Origin of the sequence: Metasolibacillus sp. FSL H7-0170, from assembly GCF_038593115.1 — a bacterium.
Taxonomy (GTDB): domain Bacteria; phylum Bacillota; class Bacilli; order Bacillales_A; family Planococcaceae; genus Metasolibacillus; species Metasolibacillus fluoroglycofenilyticus.
This window is the reverse complement of record NZ_CP151964.1, coordinates 2,085,131-2,110,638: the sequence shown is the minus strand read 5'-3', so window position 1 is coordinate 2,110,638 and position 25,508 is coordinate 2,085,131. Positions and strand designations below refer to the sequence as shown.

The following is a 25,508-nucleotide window of genomic DNA, read 5'->3' as shown; positions in this document are numbered from 1 at the left end:
TGTTTTATAAAACATTTAACATATTATTAACAACAACTTTACAGCGCAACGATGCTATACTGAAAGCAGAAACCAACTTAAAGAGGTGTTGAGGTTTGTTACTTTTTAATATTTTATTATATGTACATATAGCAAGTGCAGTTGTATCAATAGGTCCATTGTTTGCATTATTCTCCATTTTAAAACGTATGGAAACGGCAGAAGAAGCGATGTTAATCGGTTATGTACAGTCATTCCAGGCGGGTATAACAGCAGTTAAGCATGGCGGGCATGTGCTTGTATTGTCGGGAGCTCTCTTAATGTGGCGAGGTGGCTGGCCTTGGCATACATCGTGGCTTATCATGACATTTGTTTTGCTTATCGGCTCTACCTATTTTTTAGCATCTGCGTTCAAGCCGACGATGAAAACATTCGGCACAGTGCAATTCGAGCGCACAAAATTTATTACTAAATTAAGACGCTCTACATGGTTATATGTTGTATTAATGTTGATTATGCTTTGGTTTATGGTAGCAAAGCCTAGTTTGTGGTAAAAAGAGTAAATTTTCTATATTAATAGTTTTTTCTGAAAACGATTGCTTTTCTCCTAGTAGTATTACTATAATAAACACAAGTTTTACTTTTCTGAATTATTTTATTTCGGTTTAGCGATGTTTTTTTGTGACATGCAACCGTAGCGACAGATACAAAAATGCCCATCTTTACAGATGGCAAAATGCATGCTTCAGAGGCATTCGTTTTGCGGGTGTTACAGATTTTGAAGATGATTTTTTCAAGTAAGCTTGAGGAAATCTAGACGAGAGTTAGCCGGAGTGGAGATAAGGATGATAAAGGGACTTATTTAGTTTAGGGGGAGATTGTTTATGAAACAAAGATTTTCAATACTATTAATGGTTGTTGCAGTAATGCTTGTATTAGCAGCCTGTGGAACAAAGAATGACACGAAGTCTGGTAGTGACTCAGGCTCAAGTGATGATAATAAGGTATATGTAGTGGGTACAGAGGCTACATTTGCACCATTCGAATCAATTGATACAAACGGCAACATTGTCGGTATCGATGTAGATGTATTACAGGCAATTGCTGATGAAGTAGGCATTCAAGTAGAATGGAAAAACATCGGCTGGGATGCTGTTTTCTCAACGATTAATAATAAAGAAACAGACATTGGTGCATCAGGTATTACAATTACAGAGGACCGCCAAAAAACTTTTGATTTCACAGAGCCATACTATGAGTCAAAGCTATTAATCGCAGTACGTGAAGATTCAACAATTAGCTCATTAGAAGAGTTAAAAGATAAGAAAATTGCTGTACAAATTAATGCGACAGGACATGTTGCTGCTAAAAAGCTTCAAGGTGAAACAAGCAAAAACATTTTGGCATTTGAAAGCCAACCATTTGCCATTCAAGAAATGCTAAATGGCAATGCGGATGCAGCAATTGGTGATAATGCGGTTGTCTATGAGTATATTAAAGCAAACCCAGATAAAAAGTTAAAAGTTGTTGAAGACGATGCTTTTGAAAAAGAATATTACGGCTTTATGGTCCGTAAAGGAAATACAGAGTTATTAGATAAGTTAAATGAAGGCTTACAAAAAATTAAAGATAATGGGAAACTAAAAGAAATTACAGGTTCAGAATTTTGGAACGAGTAGTGTGAGATGAGGCTATTGGGAAAGGAGCTGTCTGAAAAGCTATTTTAAGACAGCTCCTTTGTCAAGGTAATGAAGCTTTTAGTAACTGTTTCAGGTAGCTTTATATCATGTTAAAAAAGTATAAGGGGTTTCTATAATTTTACTTACAAAAGTTCTTGTATAAAAAAGGGTTACAAGTCATTTTGAGAGTAGAGTTATATAGTTAATACTTTTGTAAATGTAATTTCTATTAGGAAGTAGGTAGGGGTATGGATTTATTAAACTTACAATGGGATGTTATTTGGAATTACCGCGATATGTTTATTCGCGGGGTCGGCATAACTCTTCTTTTAACTTTAGCAGGCTATTGTGGCGGGATTATTTTCGGATTGCTATTAGGACTTGGACAAGTATCGACGAAAAAATGGTTATATTGGCCATGTAAAATTTATGTTGATTTAGTGCGTGGTACCCCAATGCTTGTGCAAATTTTAATTATTCACTTAGCGTTATTTCCTACGCTTTTTGGACAGTCATTAGGATATATGGTATCTGGTATTACAGCACTTGTTTTAAACTGTGCTGCCTACAATGCGGAAATTTTCCGTGCAGGAATCCAAAGTATTGCCAAAGGGCAAATGGAGGCAGCTCGTTCGCTTGGCTTAACACAGGGGCAGGCGATGCGTAAGGTGATTTTACCTCAGGCATTTAGACGCATGATTCCACCATTAGGAAATGAGTTTATCGCGTTGTTAAAAGATTCTTCTTTAGTAACGGTTATTGCTGCGCCAGATATTTTGTATGCGAGCAAAGTAATCGCTGGGGCTACATTTAGACCATGGGAGCCATATCTTTTTGCAGCATTTTTATACTTAGTACTCACATATACTGCAACAAAAGGAATTGCATTTATCGAGAAGCGCTACAGCAATAGCTATATTCCTCGGAAAGCAAAGGGGAGGTTAGCACGATGATTAAAATTGAGAACTTGCATAAATCCTTCGGTGAGCTTGAAGTATTAAAAGGGATTGACTATGAAGTACAAGAGAAACAAGTAGTTTGTGTAATCGGCCCATCAGGCTCAGGTAAAAGTACGTTTTTGCGCTGTATTAATTTACTTGAAGAAATAACAGACGGGGCAGTCTATATTGAAGGCGTCAAAGTCAATGACCCAAAAACGAATATTAATGAAATACGCGCGGAAGTAGGGATGGTATTCCAGCAATTCAATCTATTCCCGCATATGAATATACTCGAAAATGTCATTATGGCACCGATGCAAATCCGCAATCTGAGCCGTGCAGATGCAGAAAAACTAGCTCATGAGCTATTGAAGAAAGTAGGGCTAGACAGCAAAGCCTATAACTATCCAGAGCAGCTTTCTGGCGGTCAGCAGCAGCGTGTGGCGATTGCGCGCGCGCTTGCGATGAAGCCAAAGGCGATGCTATTTGACGAGCCAACCTCTGCCCTTGACCCAGAAATGGTAAAGGAAGTGTTGGATGTAATGAAAAATCTAGCAGCAGAAGGAATGACAATGGTTGTCGTAACACATGAAATGGGCTTTGCACGCGAAGTAGGCGACCGTGTTGTCTTTATGGATGGTGGCTTTATCGTTGAGGAAGGCACACCAGACGAGCTTTTTGGTAATCCTAAAAGCGACAGAACGAAGGCGTTTTTGGGAAAAGTATTATAAAAGTAAGACCGTCTAGAAGTTGAAAATTTTCTAGACGGTTTTTTCATGTCTGTTTTTAATCTTTTAAAAGGAATAGATAAAAAGTTTTAGTAATATTAATATTTCTCATTGAAAATGATAATCAATTAGATTATTATTTAATAGTAATGAGTTTCAATATCATTTAGGAGATGAAGAAATGAAAAAAAATCTAGGCTTTTTATTAATAACTATAATTGCTACATTGCTAGTTTTAGCGGCATGTGGCAATACAGAAAATAAGGAAGAGGCTGCGTCTACGGAGAAGGAAGAAGGTACATCTGCAGAGAAGGAAACAGCCGAAGAGTCTGTGCGTGTAATTGAGCATGTACTAGGTACAACAGAAATTAAAGGTAAGCCGCAAAAAATTATTACGCTATACCAAGGTGCAACGGATACACTTACACAATTTGGTGTGAAGCCCGTTGGTGCTGTTGAATCGTGGGCAGAGCCGCCGATATATGAGTACATTAAAGCGGAGGTTGGAGATGTAAAGATTGTTGGTCAAGAAACACAGCCAAATCTAGAGGAAATTGCTGCTTTACAACCGGATTTAATTATTGCTACACAAGTACGTCATGAGGAAATTTATGAGCAACTTTCTCAAATAGCACCAACTATTGTGAATACGACTTTATACGATATTCGTGAAACAACAGAGCTTATTGGGAAAGCTTTAAATGAAGAGGAAAAGGCAAAAGAATTAATGACAGCTTGGGATGCACGTATTGCTGATTTCAAAGAAAAAATCACAGCAAAAGGGAATTTCCCGCTTAGCGTAGCAGTAACAAACTATCGCGCTGATCATGCTCGTATTTATGTACAAGGCTTTGCCGGCTCGATTTTAACACAGCTTGGTTTTACTGAGCCGAAAAATTTAGTTGGACAAAACCTAGAAATTGTAAAGCTTACAGATAAGGAGTCCATCTCAAGTATGGATGCAGATGTTATTTTCCAATTCATGGAGGATGATGCAGCTGTAAAGAGTACACATGAGGAATGGACAAAGCATCCTCTTTATGCAAACTTAGATGCAGTAAAAAATAATCAAGTGTTTACAGTAAATGAAATCATCTGGAACCTTGCGGGTGGTTTAAAGGCAGCTAATTTAATGTTAGATGAATTATATACACATTTTGATCTTGAAAAATAATAGAGAAGGAGCCGTCTAAAAAGTAATTTTGCGACGAGGATAGTGGCAATTTATTTTTTAGCAAATATTTAATGTAGAAGTAGGCGTCGCCTGAAAAGGTATTACTTTTGCAGGCAGCGCCATTTTTTCATTATTTGAAGAGGGTATGCTATGTTATATTCCACACAACTTAAAACCGTTGGCTTACTGATATTAATTGGATTAGTAGGAATTCTTTATTATTGTAGTCTTGCTATGGGGCAAACCTCCATATCGTTTTCACTTGCATTAGAGGTTATCACAAATTATGATCCGAATAATGAAGCGCATTTAATTATTGCGACAAGTAGACTTGCCCGTGCAACAATCGCATTAACAGTAGGAGCTTCATTAGCGATTGCAGGTATTTTAATTCAATCCTTAACGCGCAATCCATTAGCAGCCCCAGACTTATTAGGTATTAATGCAGGCGCTATTTTCTTTATTGTGTTTGCATTAACTTGGTTAAATATGCAATCACTCACACAATATATGTGGTTTGGATTTTTAGGTGCAGCAGTGGCAGCAGTTGGGGTGTTCCTTTTAAGTAATATTGGGCATGAAGGCGTTACACCGATGAAAGTAATATTGGCTGGTACTGCATTATCTGCTTTTTTTATTTCATTTACACAAGGGATGCTTGTTCTTGATGAACAATCCATTCAAACTGTGTTATTTTGGTTATCAGGTTCAATAGCCGGTAGAGATTTGAGCATGCTGTTTGATGTACTACCATTGCTGATTCCTGCAATTATTGTTAGTGGCTTTATGGGCAAGGCACTGAATATTTTTAGCTCAGGTGATGATGTGGCGAAAAGTCTTGGGCAAAATGTTGCGATTTTAAAGCTATTAATAGGTATTTTAATCATTGTATTAGCAGGTGGTTCGATAGCGATTGTCGGTTCAATCGGCTTTATTGGTTTAATTGTCCCGCATATTGCGAAAGGTTTAGTCGGCAATGATTATCGCTGGGTGATACCATATGGAGCCTGCGTCGGAGCTGGATTATTAATTGCTGCAGATGTTTTAGCTCGATTTTTAATTAGCCCTATGGAAGTGCCTATTGGTGTCATGACAGCATTTATTGGCGGACCATTTTTCATTTACTTAGCTAAAAAAGGGGTGTCGAAACAATGAAGTATTGGAATTTGCGTTTGTTTCAAAATAAGATATCCTTTCAACTGTCTAAAAAATGGCTTGTTACATTTATTATTGGTTTGTTGCTATTATTTATTATTTTTATGCTAAGCCTTTCAGCGGGAAGCAATTGGATTTCTCCAATGAATGTGCTAAGTCAACTTTTTAATCAAACAGATGAATTCAAATTTGTCATTGAATCATTGCGATTGCCTCGCGTACTGCTAGCTATTTTAGTAGGAAGTGCACTTGGTGTATCAGGGCTCATATTGCAAAGTATTGTTCGTAACCCACTAGCTTCACCTGATATTATTGGGATAACTAGTGGAGCTTCATTCGGTGCAGTGTTATTTTTGACGTTAGCGACTGGTGTTATTAGCATTTCCTTTTTGCCGTTAGCTGCGATTGGCGGTGGACTTGTAACAGCTATTATTATTTATTTGTTATCATGGAATAAAGGTGTCACACCTATTCGTCTAGTACTAATCGGTATCGGTATTTCAGCCATTTTAAAGTCAGGTATTACGTTTTTGCTCGTTTACAGTAATACATATATTGCATCAAAGGCGTATATTTGGTTAACAGGTAGCCTATATGCTAAGACATGGGGGGACGTGCAATCGCTTATTCTTTGGCTCTTAATCCCAATTCCAGTAATCTTCCTACTTGGGCGCAGTATGAATGTTACGGAGTTAGGTGACGATGTAGCAATTAGTACAGGTATCCGTCTGCAAAGCCAACGTTTTTTATTTTTAGCATGTGCTGTATTTCTAGCAGGTAGTGCGGCAGCTTTTGTTGGGGGAATAGAATTTGTAGGGCTTATGGCTCCACATATTGCCCGTCGATTAGTAGGTCGTTCATTCCTCGGTCTAATATCGATTACAGCAATTATTGGTGCATTGCTTGTACTCATAGCAGATTTGATTGCTCGAACAGTGTTTTTGCCACTCGATATTCCTGCTGGTGTTTTTACCGCTGCAATTGGCGCACCGTTTTTCATCTTTTTGTTATTCAGAAAGCACAATCGATAGGAGGTTTACAATGCAAGGACTTCAGACGAAAGGTCTTACATTACAGTATGGCAATCAAACAATTATTGATAGCTTAGATTTTGATATACCACTTGGAAAAATTACGGTGTTAGTTGGGGCAAACGGAAGTGGTAAATCGACACTGTTACGCTCATTAGCAAGATTGTTAAATCCAGCTTCGGGAGAAATTTTACTTGATGCACAAAAGCTTCATTCAATGTCGACAAAGCAAATTGCGAAACAGCTTGCCATTTTACCTCAAGGTCCAGTTGCCCCTGAAGGTATTACAGTGCAGCAGCTAGTTAAACAGGGGCGTTATCCACATCAAAGCTGGTTTCAGCAATGGTCAAAGAAGGATGAAACGTTAGTGGAGCAGGCATTAGTGGCTACACAATTATTAGCTCTAAAGGACAGACCCGTAGATGCTTTGTCAGGTGGACAAAGACAGCGTGCGTGGATTGCGATGACTTTAGCGCAGGAAACACCCATTATATTATTAGATGAGCCAACAACTTATTTAGATATGACGCACCAAATCGAGCTGTTAGACTTTTTATTTGAGCTAAATCGTGAATCAAAGCGAACAGTTGTCATGGTATTGCATGATTTAAACTTAGCATGCCGCTATGCAGACCATTTAGTTGCTATCCATAATAAAAAAGTGGCAATCGAAGGTGCCCCAGAGGAAATTGTGACCTCGCAAATGGTGGAGGAAATATTTCAATTGAAATCCATCATACAAAAAGATCCTTATTTCGGTACACCTTTATGTATTCCAAATGGAAAAGGTCGGCATATTAAATGAATTTACAGGCTTATGGAGTTGCCTTCGTGGAACAAGCACAGGGCTTACCAATAAAGGAGCTAGAAAATCAGGCGGTGCTTGAGCAAATTGTGAAGCAGTATGCAGACTATTTACAAACTGATTCCATGGCAATTTCAGCGTCCTTATTTATTAAACGCTATGCGGTACTGACTGCAGCTGCCTGTGTAGATTATTACGAGCTACAGCAGGGGAAAAGCAATTGGTTAGATGCGGCATATTTTGATACAGCTACCTTTACATTGCAAATAAGTGAGGGAGAGAAGCTATCACAAATGAACTGCTGGAAAAAATATTTGCTACAGGAGCATCTAGCAAATATTGTAGATATTTTAGCTATGGACTATAAAATTAACCGTCGTATATTGTGGGAAAATATTGCGGTGCGAATAAATGCGGCACTTGAAAAAAAGAGTGTCTCTTATGAGCAAGAGCGCCTAGAGGAAATTGCTGAAGAGCTTTCACGCCCGATTGCTGGTTTAACAAATCCAATTCGAGAATATATTCATATAAATAAAGCTGTTCGCAAAACATGCTGTCGCTACTATCAGCTGGAGAAAAAAGAAGAGGGCATGCCTTACTGTTTAGTGTGCCCATTGAAAAAATAGAGAATGTGTTAAAGGCCATAGTTGGCTTTTAGCACATTTTTTGATGAATCTCCCTTATTCTAAAAATGATAGTTTACTTAATATTCTTTTCTCCACAAGCTGTTGAACGATAAAGTAAACCGGCTCTATCTATTTTTAATATAGTTTCTTAGCTAATAATGAATCAATACGCTCTTTTTTCGACAGTTTATGGTCTTCTGTAAAACAGAACAGATAGTCGGTTTGATGATAAGCAATCCATGCATCGTAGAGCGCCTTTAAAAATTCCTTACGAGGTAGAATAAAGATTTTGTAGTCTTTGTGAGATATTCCTCTCTCGGGGAATATCTCAAGTATAATCTGACTAGAATCCGTATCATGTGGACGAACCGCAATGACAAGTTCATCCCCTCCCTCAGGTTGTGTTACACTCGCAAAATTTTGTTTATGCATTTCTTTTAAAATTTCCCCATAATAATGCCAAGTAATAAAAATTTGGGAAAACATCTCTTGTCCGATAAGTTCCTGTCCATTGTAATGAATTTGAACAAAGCCAAACAGAATCGCCTGTCGTTCAACTAATACATCCCAAATAAAATCATGATTTTTAGGGTCATCAAATAGGCAATAATGCCGGTCAATTTCCTTAATAGGTACAGGATCGCTATGCCATTGATCGGACACCCATGTTTGGATAGTAAACAAGGAAATCACTCCTTCCTTTTAAAAAGGTGATACAAGGTTAATAAATGAATAATATTATTAGACTAACTATACCAAAGATAAGGTTGTTTATAAAAAATAGATACTCTTTGGATGCTTTATTAATTTTAATCGAAAAAAGTAAATTTACAATGGAACTAACAATTAAAAAGAAAAATAGCGTTTCTGCAAATACCTCGAAATAGATATATTGAATGATTAAAGCTATCATAAAAAGGAGTGTTAAAATTCGATTGGTTCTAATGACTTTTAAATTCCCTTTATCAATTAATTGGAAATTAATAAATCTTCTTAATAAAAAGAAGTAAATAATTAAGTTGCTTAATACTAAAATTAAAATTATAGTTGGTAATCCCATGATTTCCCCCTTTTAGTAAAGATAATGTATTTGATAATTACAGCATTTTTAGTAAAATGCCAATCTTCGAATAGATTAACTAAAATCCAACTACTCAGAAAGCAGTTAGATTTTGGCTAATATAGGCGTTGATTCAGTAAAGAGTGAATATGTCTTTTTGCTGCCTGTTTATGCTCATCTACAACATAGAATTGAAGGTCAGTTTGATGATAAGCAATCAATGCATCGTAAAGTGCCTTTAAAAATTCTTTACGAGGTAAAATAAAGTTTTTGTAGTATTTGTGTGATATCTCTCTTTCAGGAAATACTTCAAGTATAATTTGATTGGAGTCTGTATTATGTGGACGAACCGTAATAACAGGCTCATCTCCTCCCTCGGGTTGCGTAGCGCTCGCAAAATTTTGTTTATGCATTTGCTTTAGAATTTCTTCATAGTAATGCCAAGTAATAAGAATTTGCGAAAACATCTCTTGTCCGATAAGTTCCTGTCCATTGTAATGAATTTGCACAAAGCCAAATAGAATCGCCTGTCGTTCAACTAATACATCCCAAATAAAATCATGATTTTTAGGGTCATCAAATAGGCAATAATGCCGGTCAATTTCCTTAATAGGTACAGGATCGCTATGCCATTGATCGGACACCCATGTTTGGATAGTAAACAAGGAAATCACTCCTCCATATTGAATTATTTTACAACGGGGGTACAGTGAAAGTAATATACCAGCCTAATATGCCGATTCCTTAAATGAACATTTATAGATGTTGAAACGCTGACTATTTTGTCTATTGATAATAAACAAATAGCGCATCATATAATGTCTTTAGAAATTCCTCACGAGATAGGGTGAAAATTTTAGCTCCATGATAGGTGGTATCTCTTTCAAGGGATATGCTGAATATAATTTGATTTAGACTGAAATCATGAGGATGAAGTGTAATAAAAGATTTATCTCCTCCATTTGGATGAGTAATATTCGCAAAGTTTTGTTTATATATTTGTTCTAAAAGTTCCTCAGGTAATAGTAATTTATTTTTTGTGTAAATGAAAAATCTCCTACTAAAAAAGAAGCCCCCTTCTTAGTAGAATGAAGTCATTACAGTCCATCCTAGAAAAGGACCTTCCCTATAAATTCAGTTTGCCTACAGATTTAATTATAGTAGATTACTTAGCTAGGAAGTCTTAAATCTCTTTTTAATTCTTGCCACTCCCGATGTACGCCTGAATTTTGTAATTGTAGTATGTGCTTTTCAATAGCTGGTAGATTCTTTTCCATTACAGGGTGAAGTTCAGTAGTTTTAGCCTTGCTGTACAAACAACCTGTGAAAAATATAAATTGATTTACTAAGAATGGGTTATCTAGCTTTAGTATTGTTTGAACCATTAGCTCAATAAAATCAAAAGCTTCATATGAGGTAAATGATTCAATTAAAGTTTCAAAAGCATGAGTAAAATAAAATTCATCTTCGTTTAACTTTCTTACCCAATCATTTAAAATCTCATCAATTATCTCGTTTTTCACTATGAAACCACTCTTTTCGTTTTTATTTAAACTTAAAATCATCAAACTTCTTAGTTTTCTTATTATATACAAAGTGAATGACGACAACTCGGCCTTCATTTGTCCTTAATTTCCTTTCCATTTTAATCCAACCTTATGAGTGATGCCAACGGTTATCATTTAATTTAAGAGGAAGTTCATCTGCTTCCAAAAGAGGGTTATCTAAAACATGGTTCATAAAAATCTCTTCGACTAAATCATTTGGAACTTGTCTACCAGTAGAACCTTTCCCAAGAGATTTTTTCGCCATTTTTTTACTAGTATCTTTTACGGCATCTTGAATTGCCTTTTTACCGAATTGCTTAATTATAAAGTTTAGCCCAGATCGTCCTAAGAGTCCAACAAGTACAGGAATAAGTGGGAGTGCATATGCTTCTACTTGTGTGGAATCAATGTAAATACTTTCGTAGTCATTTAGAGAGTCAATAATTTGAATCTTTTCTTCAGTGGTAAGTAAGTTATTTGTCTCTAATTGTTCAGATTTTATGTCTAAAAAATCATAGCAAAAACAATAGATAAAATTAATCCTTTTGTATATTTCATAACTATCTCCTCGAATTATTATCTTTATTTTACTTTATAGCTTAATAATGTTATGCCGGCAATTTATAATAATTTATTAATCCAATAAATTATTATGTCAGAATCATTAAATTGATTTTACTCTAGCACACTATTTTTAAAAGTAGGTGAACATTGTCAAAACCGCATGGATTTCAATTTAAAATGTTATTTACCAATATTTGCAATACATTTACGATGATAATTATGACGTTTTTGATATGGCATAACATAATACCATTCAAAACTGTTAAAATTATTGTCGTAAACATAGCACACAAAAAATGGATATATGTAGTTTATAATAAAATTAGGGAGAATTTTGTTAAATGATAGAGGCGAAGATTACAAATATATTAATTAAACAACGAATATATACGAGACTAGAGCAGGAGAAAATACGATATGGTGTCCGTATAATTTTGAAAGAATTCTATAAGTTATTGCTACTGTACAGCGTAGCGTTTTTATTAGACTGTTTATTACCAACATTCATTATCCATATGGTTTTTTATTTGACGCTAACATTTAATTTATACGGAACTGCAAAACTATGCAATGTTTCATAATCCAAGTGTGGAAATTGTATTGGAAACGGCAAATCCTGATGAGGTACTGGCTTATGTAACTACCCATCCAGTGGATTGCTACTTTTTAGATATTGATTTATCGCATGAACTAACTGGGATAGATGTTGCTTATGAAATTCGTAAAGACAATCCTTTGGCGAGCATCGTTTTTGTAACGACAGATGCGGAGCAGTGGCGGTTGGTTTTTAAGTATCAGCTAGAGGCACTTGATTATATTGTCAAAGACACGCAAGAGAAAATGGCTATGCAATTGCAAAAGGTCATTCGTGCAGCTTTTGAAAAATATCAGAAGCTAGGGCAGCAGGAGCAGGCGAATGTCTATCAATTAAAGGTAGACAAACGCATTATCAATATTCCATATGCTGATATTTATTTTTTTACAACGTCTAGTCAAGTACATAAAATCGAACTTTATGCCAAAAATCATTATTATGAATTTTATGGTTCGATGCAGGAATTAGAAAAGATAGATGAACGTTTTTATCGCTGTCATACGAGCTATATTATCAATTTACAGCATGTTGTGGAAATCAATGCAAAAGAACGCACGGTGACGATGGCTGATGAAAGTATATGCAAAGTGTCATTTCGGGCAATGCGCACTTTACGCAAAAAGTTAGAAACGTTGAAAAGTGAAAGTCGACAAACGTCCAATTAATAACACCCCTAAAAAAAGCGTAAGAAATCACCATTTTGCAATGGGTTTCTTACGCTTTTTAAAATTTTAGCCTTTACACCTGTGCGTCAAATAGTTGACCTTTATACGGATGTTCAGCAACAGGGGCGGGCATTTCTGCTAGCATTTCAACAACGCCAGCACCAGCATTCAGAGTTTTGTCTAAAATAGACATTTGCAATGTTTGCTGTAACTGTGCGAGTTGGCTTGACATAATTGAATTAATTTCCATTATAACCCCTCCTTTGTTTTTATATCGGACTGAACATTATATGTTTTAGTTTGAATAAAGAACCAGCTATTTTGGTAACAATAAAAGCAGGAGGGATAACTATGTATAAAATAATCATACTTAGCACGATTTTGCTATTGTCAGGTTGTTCACTTTTTCAAACAAAGAAAGAGGAGGAAGTACCTGTTCATGCACCGAGCTCTGCTACAGCTATTGCTGAAATGATGAATAGCAAAGGCGAAAGTGTTGGAAAGGTCACATTAAAGGAAGTGGCGGAAGGGGTAGAGCTATTTGCTGAATTGCACGGTTTACCACCGGGCACACATGCTAGTCATATTCATGAGGTAGGAAAATGCGATGCCCCAACCTTCGAATCAGCAGGTGCACATTTTAATCCTGAGCATAAGAAACATGGTATCGAGAATCCACAAGGACCACATGCAGGAGATTTACCGAATTTAGAAGTAGAGGAAGATGGTACAGCACAATTAGAATTTACAACGAAGCTTGTCACATTAATGAAGGGGCATGAAAATTCCTTATTCGATAAAGACGGTAGCTCGATTATTATTCATGAAAATGCAGATGACTATAAAACAGATCCTTCGGGTAATTCTGGAGCACGTATTGCTTGTGGCGTGATTCAATAAAGCGGAGCTGTCTAAAAAGGGGGATTTTTCGCTTCTTCTCTTTCATTTTGGAGAAACACCGCTAAATCCTGTGTTTCTAGCATTTTCAAAGAAAGCTCTTTCTATTTTAGAGGAGCTAACATTTTGCTGAAACACCATCATTGGCGTCCAAAATGCCGACTATCCACGGCTTTTCGGACGCCCCCTATTTACATATTAACAGACTAGTTTGACAACTCCCATTGCGCTCTGTAAAATGTATAGTGATTAACAAAAGAGGGGGGTTATGTTAATAATGAGGAAAAAGAGTATATTATTAACAATTATAAGCTTTACTTTACTTATGTTAGCTGCGTGTGGCATTGATAAAGAAGGCAACAAAGAAAGTACGGGGACAAATAATGGGGAAAAGCCATCATTTGATGTAGATTTTGTATCTATTTTAACAGGTGGTACGCAAGGTACCTACTATCCACTAGGTGGAACGTTTGCTGATTTGATTACGACTGAAACAGGTGTAAAAACAACAGCAGAGGTTTCTCAAGCGTCTGCTGCGAATATGACAGCACTGCAAAATGGTGAAGGTGAAATCGCTTTCGTACAAACTGATATTGCCTATTATGCAACAGAAGGTACGCTAATGTTCGAAGGTCAAAAGATTGATTCTGTATCTGCTTTAGGGGCTTTATATCCTGAAACGGTGCAGCTTGTAACATTGGCTAACTCTGGTATTAAATCATATGAAGATTTAAAAGGTAAAAAAGTATCAGTAGGGGCACCTGGTTCAGGTACTTATGCAAATGCTGAGCAATTACTTGAAATACATGGTCTAACAATGGCTGATATTAAGCCACAAAATTTAGACTTTGGTGAATCAACAGATGGTATTCAATCAGGGCAAATTGATGCAGCATTTATTACAGCCGGTTATCCAACAGGTGCTGTAGAATCTTTAAATGCAACAAATGGTGTATATATTATTCCTGTAACAGCTGATAAGGCTGATGAATTAATTGCGAAATATCCATATTACGCAAAGGATGCAATCCCAGCCGGCACATATGGCTTAAAAGAAGAAATCCCTGCGGTATCAGTAGGAGCAATGCTTGCAGTTAAAAAAGATTTACCGGAAGATTTAGTGTATGCAATGACAAAAGCAATTTATGATAATACAGATAAAATTAGTCATGCAAAAGGTGCGTTTATCAAAGCTGAAAGTGGATTAGACGGTATTGGAATTGAAGTGCACCCAGGTGCTCAAAAATATTTTGATGAAGTAAACAACTAATCTGAAAGAAGGCTCTGTTGCGTAGTGCTTCAGAGCCTTTTTCTTATTGAAAGGTATCTATTATGAAAAAATGGTACTTATTTATTATTGGTGGTATACTGCTCATTATTTTTTTTATACCATTCGAAAGTGCTTTAATATTTACCGAAACAAAAGTAGATAAGGTTAAAATGTATTATTTACCATTGTATCAGGAGCGAGAGTTTCAAATTTTATTTACACATTCTATTCATAAAACAGATGTTATTGAATCATATGAAGTATTATCTAATAATGAATTGCGTCTTTTATCAATGCAATATGAGGATGTGGCTATCGGTATGCCCGGATACGCGGAAGAGGGGCAAACATTAACATACGATAATGGTGTTTATATTCTTTCCTATGATAATGCGAAACTACCTAACTTTAATTTATTTGTGGCGAATATAGATGCTTCGTTACAACTAATTTATCAATCTAATTATGTAGATTTGAAGCAACAGTTAGTAAGAGGGAAATCTTATTTATTTGAAGTTAAAAAACTTTCACTATATGAAAAAATGAAAGGAGTACGATTGTATGGAGAAAGAAAATAATAAAGAGCCTGTTGTTCAAAATGAAGGTTTTGAGCAACTCTCGGCAGAGGACCAACAAGCGCTACTAGAGAAATACGATATTGAATCAAACACGCGCAATATTTCCAGTATGTTTAAATATGTTATTTATGCAGGATTATTAATATTTTCTTTATTTCAATTATATACAGCTATATTTGGTTTGTTTCCGGCTCAAATTCAACGTACGATACACTTAGGCTTTGGTCTAACATTTATTTTCTTATTGTTTCCAGCTAGGCGTAAATCACGTAAGGATATAATACCGTATTATGATTATATTTTAGCAATTATTGCGATTTTAGTAGGCTCTTATTGGACGATTAATTACGAGCGTTTAGTACAAAGCTTAGGTCGATTAGAGCAAACGGATTTTATTGTTGGTCTTTTAGCGATTTTGCTAGTTTTAGAGGCTGCTAGACGTGCAGTAGGATTGCCAATCACAATTATTGCCTCACTTTTTTTGTTGTATGCTTATTTTGGACCGTATATGCCGAATTTTATGGCGCACAGAGGGCAAAGCATCGAAAGTATTGTCAATTTAATGTTTTATTCGACTGATGGAATTTTAGGTACACCAATTAGTGTATCGGCAACATTTATTTTCGTTTTCCTATTATTCGGAGCCTTTCTTGTGAAAACAGGAGTAGGTCAATATTTTAACGATTTAGCTGTGTCGCTGGCAGGGAAGCTAACAGGTGGTCCGGCAAAAGTCGCAATTTTCTCATCTGCATTGCAGGGGACAATTTCAGGCTCTTCTGTAGCGAACGTAGTTACATCGGGGTCTTATACAATCCCAATGATGAAAAAACTTGGCTATAAAAAGGAGTTTGCTGGTGCTGTAGAGGCATCTGCTTCAACTGGCGGTCAACTTATGCCACCGATTATGGGAGCCGCAGCGTTTTTAATGGTTGAGTTTATCGGACGAGGTGTAACATATTGGGATATTGCGAAAGCAGCAGCTATCCCTGCATTGCTTTACTTTACAGGTATTTGGATTATGACACATTTTGAGGCAAAGCGATTAGGGCTGAGAGGTCTTACGGACGATGAATTGCCTAATCGTAAAGAAGTATTCAAGAAAATTTATTTATTATTGCCAATCGTTTTAATTATTGTCCTAATGCTAGTAGGCGTACCAGTTATGCATGCAGCATTGTATGGAGTGCTTGCTTGTATTCTAGTTGGCATGTTTAATAAAGATACACGCTTAGGTCCTCTTGATATTTTAGATGCTTTAGTTGATGGGGCGCGTACAGCGCTTGGTGTTGTGGCAGCGACAGCTTGTGCGGGAATTATTGTAGGCGTTGTTGTAAAAACAGGGTTAGGCTTATCATTAGCAAACAGTTTAGTAAAATTAGCTGGTGGTAGTATTTTACTGACATTAATATTTGTTATGATTGCATCGCTTATTTTAGGAATGGGTGCACCAACAACAGCTAACTATGTTATTACATCAACGATTGCGGCACCAGCAATTATCGCATTATTAGCGCCAAATACACCACAAGAGTTAGTGCCAGTAGTTATATTATTATCAGCGCATTTCTTTGTGTTTTATTTTGGTATTATAGCGGATATTACACCACCTGTAGCCCTTGCTGCCTTTGCAGCATCAGGTATTTCGGGAGGAGACCCTATCAAAACTGGTGTTAACTCTGCGAAGCTAGCGATAGCGGCATTCATTATTCCATATATGATTGTGTTCTCACCAGCGCTATTAATGATTGATGTAACAATTTTACAAATTGTTTGGGTAGTATTTACAGCTATAATGGGTATGATTGCAATCGGTGCAGGTGTTATTGGCTATTGGTATAGAAAATTATATTGGATTGAAAGAATCATTGCTATTGTTGCTGGGCTAGCAATGGTTTACCCAGAATCAATTTCGGATATTTCTGGATTAGTTGTATTTGGTATTATGGTTGCTATTCAAATCATGACAAAAAATAAAGGTGGAGGAGTAGCACAAGTTAAAGCTTAGACTTTAATTGCAACCTCGGCGTAATTGATTAAGCAAACCTAGGTATAAAAGCATAAGGAGTTGTCCGAAAAGTCCATTTTGTTTTGCCACCGCATTGAAATCAATGTTTTCATCGCTTCCCTTTTACTGAAGGATAACGCTGCTAAAGCCAATGTTCATCCCATTTTTAAAAGAGGTGTTCTCTGCTTATATGAATTAACATTTTGCGAAACATCATCGCTACTGTCCAAAATGCCGGCTATGCACGGCTTTTTGGACAGCCTCTTATACTTTTTATGCATATAATGAATTAATGACTTGCACATGAAAAAGCAGCATAGTATTATATCAATAATCAGAAAATTCTTTAAAAGGAAGGGTGTTATGGATGGGAAAAATCTTATCCTCTAATCTTGAAACATATTTATTAGACGAAGAGTTAGAGCTAGAACGTAATGAGGAAATGGACGCTTTTAAAGAATGCGATACTTATGAGCACTATCCAGCGGGTTTCTTTACGGGCTTATAAAAAAGGCGTTGTCCGAAAGGAGGGCACTGAAAAACTAGTAATTCTCAAAAAAAATTGTGAATAACTTTGATTTTTTTGGACTTAATCTACATGAAAGTCAGAATTACATCAGAATTTTTCGAGACAATTCACTTTTTCAGTAACTTCCCAAAAAGTCCATTTTATTTTGACACCACATTGAAATAAATGTTTTCATCGCTTCCCTTTTACTGAAGGAGTACACTGCTAAAGCCAATATTCATCTCATTTCAAAAGAGGTATTTTCTGTTTATATGAATCAACATTTTGTGAAACATCATCGCTACTGTCCAAAATGCCGGCTATGCACGGCTTTTTGGACAGCACCTTTTTGTTTACGCTATAATAAAATGAAACTTCAATCTGTGGAAGCTTTCGCATGATTTCCACTGGTTGTTAGCCGAACGAATCGTGCTTACTAGCTTGTTAATGCAGGATAAAGAAGTTTAGAAAAACAGAACGGTGTGGTGACATAATGCTTTATAAAGGGCAATTAGGAAAACATGAATTTTATGTAGAGCGTCTGGCGGCAGAGCAACTAGCTGAAATCGAGATGCTACAGCAGATGGTTTGTGATGCGCTTGAGGATAAGACAATTTTACAGCCTCTTAGTAAGGAAGAGTTATTATATATTTTAAATGGCAATGGCATAATGATTGGGGCATTTGCTGACAGCCAGCTTATTGCAGTTCGTGCTTTATTGGAGCCAGATGTAGAGGAAAAGGAGCATTTGGGGCTGGATGTTGGTGCGAAAAATTTAGCGCGTGTGCTTTATCAGGAAATTTCTTTTATACATCCCAATTTTCGTGGGTATGGTTTGCAGCAAACATTAGCAATTATCGTAATGACACAGGTGGATATGGCGAAGTATGATTGGGTTTGCGCTACGGTGAAGCCTTATAATATTGCAAGCTTAAAGGATAAACTTGTGCAAAAAATATATATTCGTGCACTGAAATATAAATATGGTGGAAAACTGCGCTACGTGATGGCGAAGCCTTTACATAAAGAACAGTCATTTACAGGCGGGGAGCTTGTTATTGCAATGGGCGATGTGGAGGCACAGCAGCAAGCTTTACGTGATGGCTATATAGGTATAGCGATTGAAAAGAGTGGGGAGGAATGGTTTGTTCAATTTAGTAGGTTAAAAGAGCCGGTTCGCTCACAAAGGAGAGAAATTCGCTCATAAAATAACCAGATTCGCTCATAAGAATTATCCAAAAAGGCTGATTTCAGTGGAAAACGCCAGAAAAGCGTGCATAGCACTGCTTTTCTGGCGCCTTATTTATTTCAATGGACAAAATCCACAAGCCATTAAACCGGGAATGTCCTTTGATTGGCAGCAGCTTTTGCGCACGGGGACATTTAGCAACTGAGAAGGGTGCTTGCCGCCTGTATAATTTAAAAAGAGAGATTTATCTGCAATATAACTCCATACTTTTGTTCCTTCAAGTATTTCTAAGTCCTCATATGCTCGGTCAGCCAGTGCTGGGTTTTCAAGTAATGTGTGATAATGCCATATGAGATAGCCAAAAATATTTTCCCACATCACAAGGGGAGAAATAGAAGTTGTTTTACGCAACTGCTGTATAATTTCAAAAGTTTGTTTGTATAAGATTTTTTGGATAACGGCTTCACGCTCGTTGTCTTCCACATAGCGAAAATCATTTGCTGTAATAAATGTACCAAGTGTATTGATACCGTACTCATGTACAAGTGCAAAGCGAATATCTTCTAGTTTTCCATCCCAAACCTCGTCATAGGTTGCAAGCATATAAAATTGCATAGCTACAAACATGCCATAGCGGCGAGTGAAATGAGAAATAGCGGCTGTTTCAGTTGCCGCCTGTGTTATTCCCATCATTAAATTGCGGAAATCTGTTAAATAAAAATCCTTTTGTAAATTAGCAAGCGTAAATAAGGGGCGTTCAGGATTTTCTGTATAAATACTATAGGAATTTAATTGTCGTATTTGATCATAGGATAATGCGGGCATAGACTCACCTTTTTTCATATATCATAACATTTTCTACAACGAAAATAAAAATCAATAAATAATGTTGACAAGTTAAATGAAAACGATTATCATTATCATTGTAAGCATTACTCATATGCAATACAGTGCTTATGAGCTTGAACTTTAGCTACTTTTCTCCAGAAGTTCGCTAGTTCAAAATACGTTCTACCCCCCTCATTTTAGAACGTAAATTTTTTTACCCTTTATATTTTCTTCAAAGCTTCTCTTGTGAGAGCCAATTTGAGCCGATCCCTAGCCATAGGATCGGCTTTTTTTTGTCTAGGAAAGTATAAAATTCCTTATTCCCCGTGAACTGAAAGTCTACTTTATACCCATATCGTTTCCCATTTTAGTCGAATTGAGTGTATTAACAAAACCTCACTCTACAGATATGCCCGTGCGCTTTGCAACGAGCATTGTATGATAGCTATGTAGCAGCATACCGATAATAATAATAGCTAGCCCCATCAGCGCAATTGGTGTTGGAAGGGGAATACCTAAAAGTAGCATTTCACCAATAATAACAAAGACAACCTCAGTTGATTGTGTTGCCTCTACAGCAGCAAGTTTTCCTTGATTGTCACGCACACGGTCAGTGGCGATAAAGAATAATGTAGTGGCGATAACACCTGAGCTTACTCCAACAAGCAGTGATTGAAAAATTTGATTACCTGACGGCAGACCGACAGTTATAAGCGCGTATATCGCCATTATAATCCAAGCAGGCAAGGATGCAATTGTCATACCTAGTACACGCTGGAATGTATCAATGCGACCACCACATACATCCATCATTTTGCGGTTACCAAGTGGATAAGCAAAGGCGGCAATTAATACAGGGAAAATCCCGAGCATAAGGGCGCTTGTAGAGACAGATTTAGCGTGTGGAATTTGTATTAATAATATGCCAATTAGTATAATGCATGAAATAAGCAGTGCTGTCATCGGAATTTTTTGACGTACCTTTTGATTTGCGATAACTGTAACAAAAAGTGGCGCTAGTAATACACCTGCTACAATTGTAAATTGCCAAGTGCCAGAAACAAGCCAGCCCGGTCCGTATGCAGCAGCAAATGTTAAAGGCGCATAAAATAATACGAAGCCTACAAAGCTCCACAGTAACCACTGGCGAGGATGTGCCTTCATTTCATTATGTAGTTGCCGATAATTTCTGCGATAGAGGACGATAGCAATTAAAAATGGCAGCATAAAAAAATAGCGCAAGGAAGCACTCCATAGCCAGCTACCACCATCTAGTTCCATCGAGTGATTCAAAATAAAAGTAAAAGCAAAAAATAGTGCTGCAATAATACCTATTAATATTTCCTTCATTAATCTAGGCACCTCCCTGTAACTGAATATTCAGAATATAAAATTTAGAAAAAGGGCGTGTCTGAAAAGATATTTTGGGACACGCCTTAGCGGATATTTAACGTTTTTAGCAATATTTTTTGTACCGAAAGCGTAGCGACAGATACAGAAATCTCTTACCTCTACGGATAGCTAGACGTCCGCTGATAAAGAAGAACTCAGTCTAATATTATCGCAACACGTGCACAGGTGACTGATTGACCAATATCGTGTTTCTGCGAATGTCACAGGATGTGACGATTTTAGGTTAATTTCTACCAATTAGCTCGAAAAATCTGGATGAAAGTTAGCTGAGGCTATCAGAAAAGGTATTCCTGTTCTGATAGCTCCTTATGCTCAGATTAAAGGTCACCCTAGTAAGCTAACAGTTACAATTAAGCACGCACTTCAAATGCCTGAATAATTTCTAAAATAACTTCTGTTGCTTTTTCCATCGTTTCTGCTGATACATATTCAAATTTACCGTGCATGTTTTCGCCACCAGCAAAAATATTCGGTGTTGGTAAGCCCATATAAGATAGTTGTGAACCATCAGTGCCACCGCGTACTGGCTCGATAATTGGCGTAATGCCAAGCTTTATCATAGCGTCTTTAGCGATGTCAACGATTTCCATTACAGGTTCGATTTTTTCCTTCATATTGTAGTACTGATCTTCAATTTCTACTGTAATAGCATCTTCACCAAACTCAGCCTTGATTTTTTTCGCCGACTCGATAAAGTGTGCTTTTTTTGCTTCGAATTTTTCGCGGTCGTGGTCGCGAATAATATATGTTAATGTAGCTTCCTCAATATGCCCGTTAAAGCTCATTAAGTGGATAAAGCCTTCGTAGCCTTCTGTCTTTTCTGGCACTTCGTCTACAGGCATTTCATTTTGGAATTTGATTGCCATCGTCGTAGCATTTACCATTTTATTTTTTGCAGAGCCAGGGTGCACACTTGTGCCACGTGTTGTAACTTTAACGCCTGCCGCATTAAAGCTTTCATATTGAAGCTCGCCAAGTGGACCGCCATCTAAAGTATATGCGTATTGCGCATCAAATGCTTTTACATCGAATTTATGTGGACCGCGACCGATTTCCTCATCTGGTGTGAAGGCAACGCGAATTTTTCCATGTTTAATTTCAGGGTGTTGCACTAAATATTCCATTGCTGTCACGATTTCTGCAATACCTGCTTTATCATCTGCACCGAGAAGTGTTGTGCCATCTGTTGTAATTAATGTTTGCCCGATATAGTTTTTTAAGTTAGGGAAGTAGCTTGTTGACATGACTAGCTGCTCATTTAACTGAATATCGCCACCGTCGTAATTATCAATGCGTTGTGGATTAACATTTGTACCTGAGAAATCAGGTGTTGAGTCAACATGTGCAAGGAAGCCCAATGTTGGCACATTATCCTTATCAGTGTTAGCAGGTAATGTTGCGAATAAATAGCCGTATTCATCTAATGTAATATCCGTTAAGCCAATTTCTGCTAACTCATCTTTTAAAATATTTAATAAATCAAATTGCTTCATGGTAGAAGGTGTTGTAGTACTTGCGAAATCAGATTGTGTGTCGATTTTCGCATAGCGAATTAAGCGTTCGATTAATTGTTCTTTCATGGAAATAATCCCCCTTGTTATCATGCTTCTAGGTTATTGTAACATTTTATTTCGTAATGCGGCATATTGAACGATGCTCAGTGCAATAAATAATTGTGCACCATAATAGGTTGCCATAATTAAAATATGAGCATAAGGAATATCCGTAATAAAGCGATTAATGGCTAAAACGGAATCTGACGCAATAAATAAAAATGCACCGATAATAGCAAAGCTACTAGCTGTTCGGAAAGAAGTCCACCCCATTAATAAAATGACAATTATATATGCGCAAACCGCAATAGTTAGTACAGCATCACCTGTGCGCAAAATCGTGCTGGCAAGCCATAGCATCATCGACAAGCCGTAAATAATTAGCACAACTTTGGCACTAACGGGTGTTTGACGATTATTCGTTTTACTAAAAGCGGTAATATAAAATAAATGACCAATCAAAAAGCTACATAAGCCAACGATAAACCATTGCAATGTGTAATCCCCAATGGCACAAAAAATAAGACCACCAATAATAATTGATTTGTAGCTTTTTTCTCCATGGGAACGTAGCGCTAAAATAATGAGTAAAATCATTGGAATTAGCTTAAAAACCATCTGCCATGAAACTGGAATGGCATCAAAGAAAAAAACATAATAAAGACCGAAGATTAAGAATAATGTTAAAATAATTTTTCTTTCCATTTAAAAAACCCCCCTTTGTAATTTTATGAAACTTTCATCCAATCCCATACGTAAAAATAAATTAGAGGTGATGATAGTGGGACAATTATTTATAACGGTACTTATTACTGCTATTGTGGTGACGATTCTAATCGTGCCCTTAACAAAAAAAATACCAAAGGGCGAATTAACAGGCAAGCAGTTTAGTATACTTTTAACTTCTGTTTTTTTAGGTAGTTTAATTTTAACATTTTTAACGGTATATATTTCAAAAGTTGATTTACATTGGACGGTATTTTTATACGTAGCGCCAGTAGCTGCATTAGTTGGCGCACTATTTGCGGCAGGTGCTGAGCAAAAGCTAAAATCTGTGTTGACGTTAATTTCAATTTTAGCCCTTGCTTATTTGTTAGCAGCCCCAATTTTTAATGCCGAGCAAAAATATCAATCTTCCGAAATGGAGGAGCAAGTTGAAATTCAACCGTTTGACGAAACGAAAACACCTGCAAGTGTGCCTCCAAAGTTTGCGAAAAATAAAATGAGAAAAGCCTTCGGTCAAGTACCAAATACGAGCTACTATGAGCTAGGACATCTGCAAATTCAAAAGGTCAATGGTGAATTTGTTTATATTGCACCAGTGGAGTTTTCAGGACTATTTAAGTGGTTTAATGGTAAAACGACACCGGGTTATTTCATAATGAGCGCTACAGATTCAAGTGATAATCCAAAATTTATGGCTCATGAAATGGCATATATTCCATCAGCTTACTTTAATAAAAATTTAGAGCGTCATATTCGTCTACAATACCCAACACTTATTTTCTATGGCGATGTGCAGCTAGAAATTGATGATGAGGGTGTACCATACTATATTCGCACATATGGTGATTTTATTTCTGCGCGTAATGGCTTTGATGTAAAAGGTATTGTTAAGGTCGATGCGAAAACGGGGCAGTCTGAAAAAATTGCCTTAGCAGATGTACCTGAATTTATTGATGGTGCGATTTCCCCAGAGGCTGTTAGCTTACAAAACAGCTATTACGGTAATTATGTGCATGGTTTTTGGAATAGCGTATTCGGTAAAAAAGATGTGAAAATTCCATCGGATGAAGGAACAGAGGCAAATGTGAGTCCAGTCTTTATGGAGGATGGCGAAATGTATTACTTCACTGATTTTTCCAGCCCGAAAGAGGGTGTTGACTCGATGCTTGGTTACTCTTTGACACATGCGCGTACAGGCAAGGCTACTTATTATACAGGTAATTTGGAAGAATCATATATGGATTCTCAAGGTGCGCTTGAAATTATCGAGAAAAAGTTTATTGAAAAAGAGTGGGAAGGCGAGATGCCGATTTTGTATAACTTCTACGGTGAAGCAAGCTGGCTATCCGCAGTTTTAGATTCAAATGGCTTCCTGCAAAATTACTTTATCGTATCTGCTGCTAATCCAGAAATTTCAGCATATGCTTTCACACCAAATGAGGCATTAAAGCTTTATAAAGCGGCGCTTAGTCGTGGTGGTAGTACAGTAGATGGTTCTTCTAGCGCTGAGGAAGCACAGCTTACAGCAAAGGTGCTACGTGTCTATAAAGAGCGCGTTGGTGACTTTACAATCGTTTCATTACTAACAGATACAGGGCAAAATTTCATAGTCAGCTCTGAAGCAGTACCACTTGCTATTTATTTAGAGCAGGGGGACGAAGTGACAATGACATACTATGCTACAGGCGAACAATTCCAGCCAATTAAGCAACTAACAATTAGGGGCGTTCAAAAATGCCGTGCAGTAGCCGGCATTTTGAACGCCTTCGTTTGTGCATAGAATAGATAGAGGAGTTGTCCGAAAAGTCTATTTTGTTTGTATTGAAATCAATGTTTTCATCGCTTCCCTTTTAGTGAAGAATAACGCTGCTAAAGCCAATATTCATCCCATTTTTAAAAGAGGTGTTCTCTGTTTATATATATAAACATTTTGCGAAATATCATCGCTACTGTCCAAAACATTGAATTTAATGGTGTTCCTTCTAAGTGAAA

General features: G+C 36.9%; 27 protein-coding genes. 18 read left to right on the top strand and 9 right to left on the bottom strand.

Annotated features, from left to right (window positions below; genetic code table 11):
• Positions 1 to 95: 95 nt before the first annotated feature.
• The 9 genes from MHH70_RS09770 to MHH70_RS09730 all read left to right on the top strand — a co-directional run bounded on the left by MHH70_RS09770 (position 96) and on the right by MHH70_RS09730 (position 8,118).
• Entirely contained in the window at positions 96 to 533 is a 438-nt protein-coding gene (locus tag MHH70_RS09770; protein ID WP_107941915.1) for a hypothetical protein, read from the top strand.
• 330 nt (positions 534 to 863) lie between these two features.
• Positions 864 to 1,658 carry a basic amino acid ABC transporter substrate-binding protein gene (locus MHH70_RS09765; protein WP_107941917.1) on the top strand — a complete coding sequence of 265 codons (795 nt, stop codon included), beginning with the start codon at positions 864 to 866 and terminating at the stop codon, positions 1,656 to 1,658.
• 248 nt (positions 1,659 to 1,906) lie between these two features.
• Positions 1,907 to 2,611 (top strand): amino acid ABC transporter permease, encoded by a 705-nt coding sequence (locus tag MHH70_RS09760; RefSeq protein ID WP_066167776.1) that lies wholly within the window; start codon positions 1,907 to 1,909, stop codon positions 2,609 to 2,611.
• Positions 2,608 to 3,330: an amino acid ABC transporter ATP-binding protein gene (locus tag MHH70_RS09755; protein ID WP_066167779.1), complete on the top strand. Its 723-nt coding sequence runs from the start codon at positions 2,608 to 2,610 to the stop codon at positions 3,328 to 3,330. Before MHH70_RS09760 ends, MHH70_RS09755 begins: the two co-directional genes overlap by 4 nt.
• Positions 3,331 to 3,508: 178 nt before the next feature.
• On the top strand, positions 3,509 to 4,501 hold the full coding sequence (locus MHH70_RS09750; RefSeq protein WP_342471394.1) for an iron-siderophore ABC transporter substrate-binding protein: 993 nt from the start codon (positions 3,509 to 3,511) through the stop codon (positions 4,499 to 4,501).
• A 150-nt stretch (positions 4,502 to 4,651) separates the two neighbouring features.
• Positions 4,652 to 5,656 carry an iron ABC transporter permease gene (locus MHH70_RS09745; RefSeq protein WP_342471393.1) on the top strand — a complete coding sequence of 335 codons (1,005 nt, stop codon included), beginning with the start codon at positions 4,652 to 4,654 and terminating at the stop codon, positions 5,654 to 5,656.
• Positions 5,653 to 6,687 (top strand): iron ABC transporter permease, encoded by a 1,035-nt coding sequence (locus MHH70_RS09740; RefSeq protein ID WP_342471392.1) that lies wholly within the window; start codon positions 5,653 to 5,655, stop codon positions 6,685 to 6,687. Before MHH70_RS09745 ends, MHH70_RS09740 begins: the two co-directional genes overlap by 4 nt.
• 10 nt (positions 6,688 to 6,697) lie before the next feature.
• On the top strand, positions 6,698 to 7,492 hold the full coding sequence (locus tag MHH70_RS09735; protein WP_342471391.1) for an ABC transporter ATP-binding protein: 795 nt from the start codon (positions 6,698 to 6,700) through the stop codon (positions 7,490 to 7,492).
• Positions 7,493 to 7,518: 26 nt separating this feature from the next.
• The gene (locus MHH70_RS09730) at positions 7,519 to 8,118 is read left to right on the top strand and encodes a hypothetical protein (protein ID WP_342471390.1); all 600 of its coding nucleotides are present in this window, start codon (positions 7,519 to 7,521) and stop codon (positions 8,116 to 8,118) included.
• Positions 8,119 to 8,253: 135 nt separating this feature from the next.
• Here MHH70_RS09730 and MHH70_RS09725 read toward each other — a convergent pair whose 3' ends face one another.
• From MHH70_RS09725 to MHH70_RS09710, 4 genes are all read right to left on the bottom strand, one after another.
• Positions 8,254 to 8,802, bottom strand: a complete 549-nt coding sequence (locus tag MHH70_RS09725; protein ID WP_342471389.1) for a hypothetical protein — start codon at positions 8,800 to 8,802, stop codon at positions 8,254 to 8,256.
• A gap of 492 nt (positions 8,803 to 9,294) precedes the next feature.
• Positions 9,295 to 9,843 carry a hypothetical protein gene (locus tag MHH70_RS09720; protein WP_342471388.1) on the bottom strand — a complete coding sequence of 183 codons (549 nt, stop codon included), beginning with the start codon at positions 9,841 to 9,843 and terminating at the stop codon, positions 9,295 to 9,297.
• Between the two features lie 504 nt (positions 9,844 to 10,347).
• Positions 10,348 to 10,701 (bottom strand): hypothetical protein, encoded by a 354-nt coding sequence (locus tag MHH70_RS09715; RefSeq protein WP_342471387.1) that lies wholly within the window; start codon positions 10,699 to 10,701, stop codon positions 10,348 to 10,350.
• Between the two features lie 133 nt (positions 10,702 to 10,834).
• Positions 10,835 to 10,990 (bottom strand): hypothetical protein, encoded by a 156-nt coding sequence (locus tag MHH70_RS09710; RefSeq protein ID WP_342471386.1) that lies wholly within the window; start codon positions 10,988 to 10,990, stop codon positions 10,835 to 10,837.
• A 640-nt stretch (positions 10,991 to 11,630) separates the two neighbouring features.
• Between MHH70_RS09710 and MHH70_RS09705 the strand changes: the two genes are divergently transcribed.
• Together MHH70_RS09705 and MHH70_RS09700 are read left to right on the top strand one after the other, a co-directional pair.
• Positions 11,631 to 11,870 (top strand): accessory gene regulator B family protein, encoded by a 240-nt coding sequence (locus tag MHH70_RS09705; RefSeq protein WP_342471385.1) that lies wholly within the window; start codon positions 11,631 to 11,633, stop codon positions 11,868 to 11,870.
• Positions 11,833 to 12,549, top strand: a complete 717-nt coding sequence (locus MHH70_RS09700; RefSeq protein ID WP_342473188.1) for a LytTR family DNA-binding domain-containing protein — start codon at positions 11,833 to 11,835, stop codon at positions 12,547 to 12,549. Before MHH70_RS09705 ends, MHH70_RS09700 begins: the two co-directional genes overlap by 38 nt.
• A gap of 73 nt (positions 12,550 to 12,622) precedes the next feature.
• Here the strand turns inward: MHH70_RS09700 and MHH70_RS09695 are convergent, their stop codons facing one another.
• Positions 12,623 to 12,799, bottom strand: a complete 177-nt coding sequence (locus MHH70_RS09695; RefSeq protein WP_066167792.1) for a putative motility protein — start codon at positions 12,797 to 12,799, stop codon at positions 12,623 to 12,625.
• Between the two features lie 101 nt (positions 12,800 to 12,900).
• Here MHH70_RS09695 and MHH70_RS09690 point away from each other — a divergent pair, with 101 nt between their 5' ends.
• The 6 genes from MHH70_RS09690 (at position 12,901) to MHH70_RS09665 (ending at position 19,014) form a co-directional block, all read left to right on the top strand.
• Positions 12,901 to 13,449, top strand: a complete 549-nt coding sequence (locus MHH70_RS09690; RefSeq protein WP_342471384.1) for a superoxide dismutase family protein — start codon at positions 12,901 to 12,903, stop codon at positions 13,447 to 13,449.
• A gap of 274 nt (positions 13,450 to 13,723) precedes the next feature.
• Positions 13,724 to 14,716, top strand: coding sequence for a TAXI family TRAP transporter solute-binding subunit (locus MHH70_RS09685; RefSeq protein WP_107941925.1), 993 nt, complete (start codon positions 13,724 to 13,726; stop codon positions 14,714 to 14,716).
• 62 nt (positions 14,717 to 14,778) lie between these two features.
• A complete protein-coding gene (locus MHH70_RS09680) occupies positions 14,779 to 15,294 on the top strand; it encodes a DUF1850 domain-containing protein (RefSeq protein WP_342471383.1) in 516 nt (171 codons plus the stop codon).
• Complete coding sequence (locus MHH70_RS09675; RefSeq protein ID WP_342471382.1) at positions 15,278 to 17,299, top strand: TRAP transporter permease; 2,022 nt, start codon at positions 15,278 to 15,280, stop codon at positions 17,297 to 17,299. Before MHH70_RS09680 ends, MHH70_RS09675 begins: the two co-directional genes overlap by 17 nt.
• A 367-nt stretch (positions 17,300 to 17,666) precedes the next feature.
• Positions 17,667 to 17,807: a hypothetical protein gene (locus tag MHH70_RS09670; protein WP_342471381.1), complete on the top strand. Its 141-nt coding sequence runs from the start codon at positions 17,667 to 17,669 to the stop codon at positions 17,805 to 17,807.
• Between the two features lie 493 nt (positions 17,808 to 18,300).
• The gene (locus MHH70_RS09665) at positions 18,301 to 19,014 is read left to right on the top strand and encodes a GNAT family N-acetyltransferase (protein ID WP_342471380.1); all 714 of its coding nucleotides are present in this window, start codon (positions 18,301 to 18,303) and stop codon (positions 19,012 to 19,014) included.
• 96 nt (positions 19,015 to 19,110) lie between these two features.
• Here MHH70_RS09665 and MHH70_RS09660 read toward each other — a convergent pair whose 3' ends face one another.
• The 4 genes from MHH70_RS09660 to MHH70_RS09645 form a co-directional block, all read right to left on the bottom strand.
• Entirely contained in the window at positions 19,111 to 19,821 is a 711-nt protein-coding gene (locus MHH70_RS09660; protein WP_066167807.1) for a Fe-S oxidoreductase, read from the bottom strand.
• 399 nt (positions 19,822 to 20,220) lie between these two features.
• The gene (locus MHH70_RS09655) at positions 20,221 to 21,174 is read right to left on the bottom strand and encodes a multidrug resistance efflux transporter family protein (RefSeq protein ID WP_066167810.1); all 954 of its coding nucleotides are present in this window, start codon (positions 21,172 to 21,174) and stop codon (positions 20,221 to 20,223) included.
• 413 nt (positions 21,175 to 21,587) lie between these two features.
• Complete coding sequence (pepT, locus tag MHH70_RS09650; protein WP_107941932.1) at positions 21,588 to 22,817, bottom strand: peptidase T; 1,230 nt, start codon at positions 22,815 to 22,817, stop codon at positions 21,588 to 21,590.
• A 33-nt stretch (positions 22,818 to 22,850) separates the two neighbouring features.
• Complete coding sequence (locus tag MHH70_RS09645) at positions 22,851 to 23,495, bottom strand: lysoplasmalogenase (protein ID WP_342471379.1); 645 nt, start codon at positions 23,493 to 23,495, stop codon at positions 22,851 to 22,853.
• A gap of 76 nt (positions 23,496 to 23,571) precedes the next feature.
• Here MHH70_RS09645 and MHH70_RS09640 point away from each other — a divergent pair, with 76 nt between their 5' ends.
• Complete coding sequence (locus MHH70_RS09640) at positions 23,572 to 25,296, top strand: hypothetical protein (RefSeq protein WP_342471378.1); 1,725 nt, start codon at positions 23,572 to 23,574, stop codon at positions 25,294 to 25,296.
• The last annotated feature ends 212 nt before the right edge of the window (positions 25,297 to 25,508 follow it).